The sequence below is a fragment of the Streptomyces sp. NPDC056948 genome, assembly GCF_042674225.1.
Lineage (GTDB): Bacteria > Actinomycetota > Actinomycetes > Streptomycetales > Streptomycetaceae > Streptomyces > Streptomyces purpurascens.
The window spans coordinates 1-5415 of record NZ_JBHUQX010000298.1 but is presented as its reverse complement, the minus strand read 5'-3'; the positions used below and the strand labels follow the sequence as shown (position 1 = coordinate 5415).

General features: G+C 70.6%; 4 protein-coding genes. 1 reads left to right on the top strand and 3 read right to left on the bottom strand.

Features of this window, described 5'->3' with window-relative positions:
* A partial coding sequence (locus ACFTZL_RS30985; protein ID WP_382589246.1) for an AAA family ATPase occupies positions 1 to 1556 on the bottom strand: 1556 nt, incomplete at its 3' end.
* 272 nt (positions 1557 to 1828) lie between these two features.
* Between ACFTZL_RS30985 and ACFTZL_RS30980 the strand changes: the two genes are divergently transcribed.
* Complete coding sequence (locus ACFTZL_RS30980) at positions 1829 to 3181, top strand: M14 family metallopeptidase (protein WP_382589243.1); 1353 nt, start codon at positions 1829 to 1831, stop codon at positions 3179 to 3181.
* Positions 3182 to 3190: 9 nt separating this feature from the next.
* Here the strand turns inward: ACFTZL_RS30980 and ACFTZL_RS30975 are convergent, their stop codons facing one another.
* Together ACFTZL_RS30975 and ACFTZL_RS30970 are read right to left on the bottom strand one after the other, a co-directional pair.
* Positions 3191 to 3730 carry a hypothetical protein gene (locus ACFTZL_RS30975; protein ID WP_382589240.1) on the bottom strand — a complete coding sequence of 180 codons (540 nt, stop codon included), beginning with the start codon at positions 3728 to 3730 and terminating at the stop codon, positions 3191 to 3193.
* Positions 3731 to 3815: 85 nt separating this feature from the next.
* The gene (locus tag ACFTZL_RS30970; RefSeq protein ID WP_382589237.1) at positions 3816 to 5294 is read right to left on the bottom strand and encodes a GntP family permease; all 1479 of its coding nucleotides are present in this window, start codon (positions 5292 to 5294) and stop codon (positions 3816 to 3818) included.
* Positions 5295 to 5415 lie beyond the last annotated feature (121 nt).

Here is a 5415-nt window from a genome sequence, read left to right as displayed (position 1 = left end):
CCCGGACACGACACGGGCGAGGGCAGCGGCACACCGCCGGGATCGGGCACGGCTCTGGACAGCGACACACCGCCAAGGCCAGGCACGGGCGAGGACGGTGCCACCCCGCCAGGGACGGGCACGCCCAAGGACGGCGGCACACCGCCACGGCACGGCACGGGCGAGGGCAGCGGCACACCGCCGGGATCGGGCACGGCTCGGGACAACGGCACACCGCCAAGGCCAGGCACGGGCGCAGACGGTGCCACCCCGCCAAGGCCGGACACCCCCAGCGACGGCGGCACACCGCCACGGCACGGCACAGGCGAGGGCAACGGCACACCGCCGGGATCGGGCACGGCTCGGGACAACGGCACACCGCCAACGCCGGGCGCGGGTGAGGGCAGTGCCGCGCTGCCAGGGCGGGGAGCGGCCAGAGGGTAGCGGCGTAGCACGGTCCCGCCGGGCGGGCCGGGGGCGGGCGGCGTCGGGGTGCCGGGGGCGGCGTCGAGCGGGGGCGGCGTCGTGGTCGCCGTGAGCGCCTGCGCGGGGTGAGGGCGCTCTCCGGACGCCACTCCCCGAACCGCCGCGCCGGCGAAGCCCGCCGCGCCCTCCGGAAGGAGAACCCCGGCCGGTGCCAGGCCCGTTCCCCGGCCGGCGTTCGCCTCCCCGGTGTCGTCCGCGCACACGGCCTCCGCCGTCTCCAGGTCGAAGCCGCCCGCCAGGACCGACAGCCGGGCCCACACCGCCTGTTCGGGGCCGGTGCACAGGTCGTGGCTCCAGGCGACCGCTGCCCGCAGGGTCTGGTGGCGGGGCAGGGCCGCGGGGCTGCCGGTGGTGAGGAAGCGGTAGCGGTCGTCGAGGCGGTCCAGGAGCTGGTCGACGTCGAGGACGCGCATACGGACGGCGGCGAGTTCGATGGCGAGGGGCAGACCATCCAGCCGGCGGCAGAGACGGGCCACGGACGCGAGGTTGCCGGGCGTGAGCCGGAAGCCGGGGACGACCGCGGCGGCCCGGTCGGCGAAAAGGGTGAGGGCCGGATAGCCCTCGGCGGCGGACAGGTCGCCGTCCGGGTCGGGCACCGGCAGCGGCCGTACCTCCAGCAGATGCTCCTCGGTGAGGCCGAGGCGGTGCCGGCTGGTGGCGAGGATCCGGACGCCCCCGGTGCCGTGCAGCAGGGCCGCGGCCAGTTGGGCGCACGCGCCCGCCAGATGCTCGCAGTTGTCGACGACGAGGAGCAGCCGCCGGTCCCGTACCTGCTCGACGAGGGCGTCCAGCGGGGGCTGGGCGGAGTGGTCGTGCAGCCCCAGCGCGTCGGCGGCGGCGAGCGGGACGAGCGCCGGGTCGTGCAGCCCGGAGAGGTGCACGAAGCGCACGCCGTCCGGGAAGGCGCGCCGCACGCGGGCCGCGATGCGCGCGGCGAGCCGGGTCTTGCCGACGCCGCCCGGTCCGGTGAGCGTCACCAGCCGTGCGCGGGCCAGCAGTTCGCGGCCTTCGGTCAGTTCGCCACGCCGGTCGACGAAGCTGGTCGTCTCGGCCGGCAGGTGGTTGTCCCGTCGTGGCGCTGATCCGCCCATGATCAGCCAGTCCTCTGGGGGTGGGGTCCGAGGATCCGGACAATCCGGCTCCTCTTGCGCGGATCCTCACTCTCTCCCCTGGCTTACATATATGCACGCGCGAGTCACACCCGTGGGTGTACTTCGCCGGGGACACCTCGACCACCGCCCCGCACGCGTACACTGCGCGACCACTTTCAGTCTTGACCTGCTCATGCCATTGGCAGAACGATGTGCGCCACCCGCACTACGTACGTCGCACGGAACAACCCCACCTCCCACAAGGAGATTTCATGCGACTTCGCATACGAGGCTCCGGGGCCGGCACCGGCAGACGCACCGCCGCCCTCGCCGCCCTTCTCGCACTCGCCCTCGCGGCGCCCCTCTACACGACGGCGCCGGACGCCACCGCCGACAGCGCCCCCAAGGCGGCCCCTTCGGCCGACGACGTCAGACAGTACGAGGTCCATCTGCACGCGACGGCCAAGGACCGCACGGCACTTCAGCGCACGGGCGTGACCGTGGACGAGGCTCATGACCACGGTGTCGTCGTCTCCGGACGCGCGGACCAGATCAGGAAGCTGCGCGCACTGGGCTACGAGGTCACCGCGCTCGGCGCGGTGCCCGACCGGTCCGCGGGCGAGGACGACGTCCGGATCTTCGACTTCCCGTCCGCCGACTCGCGCTACCACAACTACGCGGAGATGACGACCGAGATCAACTCGATCGTCTCGGCCAACCCCTCGATCGCGAGCCGGCGCGTGATCGGCAAGTCCCACCAGGGCCGGGACATCGTCGCCGTCAAGATCAGCGACAACGTGGGCAGCGACGAGGCCGAGCCGGAGGTGCTGTTCACGCACCACCAGCACGCCCGCGAGCACCTGACCGTCGAGATGGCGCTCTATCTGCTGCGCGAGCTGACCTCCGACTACGGTTCCGACTCACGCGTCACCAGCATGGTGAACAACCGCGAGATCTGGATCGTCCCGGACATCAACCCGGACGGCGGCGAGTACGACATCGCCACCGGGTCGTACCGCTCGTGGCGCAAGAACCGCCAGCCCAACTCGGGTTCGTCGTACGTCGGCACGGACCTGAATCGCAACTGGAACTACCGCTGGGGCTGCTGCGGCGGCTCCTCCGGCTCGGCGTCCTCCGACACCTACCGGGGCACGGCGGCGGAGTCGGCGCCCGAGGTGAAGGTCGTCTCCGACTTCGTGCGCAGCCGGGTCGTCGGCGGGAAGCAGCAGATCAAGGCCGGTGTCGACTTCCACACGTACAGCGAGCTGGTGCTGTGGCCGTTCGGCTACACGTACTCGGACACGACGACCGGGATGACCGCGGACGACAACGCGGCGTTCAAGGCGGTCGGGCAGAAGCTGGCCGCGAGCAACGGCTACACGGCGGAGCAGTCCAGCGATCTGTACATCACGGACGGGTCGATCGACGACTTCCTCTGGGGCACGCACAAGATCTTCGCGTACACCTTCGAGATGTATCCGAGGTCCGGTGGAGGAGGGTTCTACCCGCCCGACGAGGTCATCGAGCGGGAGACTTCGCGTAACCGCGATGCGGTGCTGCAACTGCTGGAGAACGCGGACTGCATGTACCGGTCGATCGGCAAGGAGAGCCAGTACTGCGGTTAGGGGTGCTCCCTACTCGGCCTCTTCCTCGAAGTAGGCGTCCAGTACCGCGTCCAACTGGCTGTCCCACTCCGTGAAACGGCTCCTGGCCGGTGCTTCGATCTCGATCGGGTACCAGCGCCGGTCAGGAGTGTGGACGGTGACGGTGTAGCGCTTGCCGAAGCGGGCGGTCTCCGTCTCGACCGCGCCGATCTCGTCCCAGCGGAACTCGCATTCCTGGTCGTCCAGGGAGAGTCGTACGCCTCTGTGGTCGGCGACCAGTTTCGCGCGGCGGTCGGACGCCTCGAAGACGGGACCGCCTTCCGGTGCGGCGTCCTCCTCCGCGGTGTCCTCCACCGGCTCCGGGACGGCCTCTTCGGCCGCCTCGGCTTCCTCGGTCTCCTCCGCGTCGTCGGCGGCTTCGGCGTCTTCGGCTTCCGCGACCTCGGGCTCCTTCTCCGGCTCCTCGTCCTCCGTCCGTCCGGACGCGGGTGACGTGAGCCCGGGAATGAAGGCCGGGTCGAATCCGGCGCCTTCCAGGGGCTGGCTGCTCGAACCTATGCGCTGCTCCACAGCGCAGCAGTATGGTCGACAAACCTGTGCCGCACACAACCAGCCCCAGCATCGTTATCAGACGCCTACATGCACCGACGGGCTTCTAAACGAACAGACTCAGCACCGCGGCCACGACAAATCCCGCCACCGACAGCACACTCTCCAGCACCGTCCACGTCTTGAGCGTGTCCCGTTCGCTGATGCCGAAGTACTTGGCGACCATCCAGAAGCCGCCGTCGTTGACGTGCGAGGCGAAGATGGAGCCGGCGGAGATGGACATGATGACCAGGGCGACGAAGGCCTGGGAGTGGTCGCCCTCCGACAGCAGCGGCGCCACGATGCCCGCCGTCGTGACGATGGCCACCGTCGCCGAGCCCTGGGCGACGCGCAGGACCACGGAGATCAGATAGGAGAGGACGAGGACCGGCAGGCCCACGTCGTTGAACGTGTCGGAGAGGGCCTGGGCGACGCCGCTGGCCTTGAGGACGGCGCCGAAGATGCCGCCCGCGCCGACGACCAGCAGGATGTTGCCGACCGGCTTGAGGGACGCCGTGGACACCGTCTCCAGGGACTTGCGGGACCAGCCGCGCCGGATGCCGAGCAGGTAGTACGCGAGGAACAGGGCGAGGGTGAGCGCCACGAACGGGTTGCCGAAGAACTCGATCACCGAGCGGAGCGTGGAGGGGTCCAGGGCGATCGAGGAGAAGGTCGCGGCCAGGATCAGGACCAGCGGGGTGCCGATGATGCCGAGGACCGTGCCGAGGGAGACCGGCTGCTCGCGCGGCTCGGTGCCGGTCGCCCGCTGCTCGTCGAGGACCGCCTGCTTGGCCTCCTCCGACGCCTCGACCATGTCCTGCGGCACGGCCACGAAGATGCGGCGGCCGATCCACGCCGAGTACGCCCAGGCGGCCATCACGGCGGGCAGTCCGCAGACGATGCCCATGAGGATGACCCAGCCGAGGTCGACGTGCAGCAGACCGGCCGCGGCCACCGGGCCGGGGTGCGGGGGCAGGAACGCGTGGGTGACGGAGAGGCCCGCGAGCAGGGGCAGACAGTAGAGCAGGATCGACTTGCCCGAGCGCTTGGCGGCGGCGTAGACGATCGGTGCCAGGACGAAGATGCCCACGTCGAAGAAGACCGGGATACCGAAGATCAGGCCCGTGAGGCCCATGGCGAGGGGGGCGCGCTTCTCGCCGAAGAGGTTGAGGAGGCGACTCGCCAGTACCTCCGCGCCGCCGCTGACTTCGAGGATCGCGCCGAGCATGGTGCCCAGGCCGATGATGATCGCGACATGGCCGAGGATGCCTCCCATGCCGGACTCGATCGTGGAGACGGCGTCCGACTTCTGGACCGTGCCGAAGAGTTCGGTGACCGACAGGCCGGCCGCCAGGCCGACGGCTATGGAGACCGCGAGCAGCGCGACGAACGGCTGGAGTCTCATCTTGATGATGAGGAACAGCAGGAGCCCGATACCGAGGGCGGCGGTGAGCAGCAGTCCGGCCGTGCCGTCCACGAGGAGGAGCAGGCCTCCGGTGTGGGGTGGGGTCTCGGCAGGGGCGGACGCGGCGAGCGGAAGGGACATTCGGGGGTCCTCTACGTAAATGCATGGAGTTTCGGGGTAGGGGGGAGCGCGGCGCGGCGCACCCGGGGCGGCGCGCCCGAGGAAGCGAGGGGGGGGGAGGGAAGCCCAGGACGGCCAGCCC

Bases quoted from the DNA above. Each gene is read 5' to 3' on its own strand.
- ACFTZL_RS30980 (WP_382589243.1), top strand. From the start codon at position 1,829: ATGCGACTTCGCATACGAGGCTCCGGGGCCGGCACCGGCAGACGCACC.
- ACFTZL_RS30970 (WP_382589237.1), bottom strand. From the start codon at position 5,294: ATGTCCCTTCCGCTCGCCGCGTCCGCCCCTGCCGAGACCCCACCCCAC.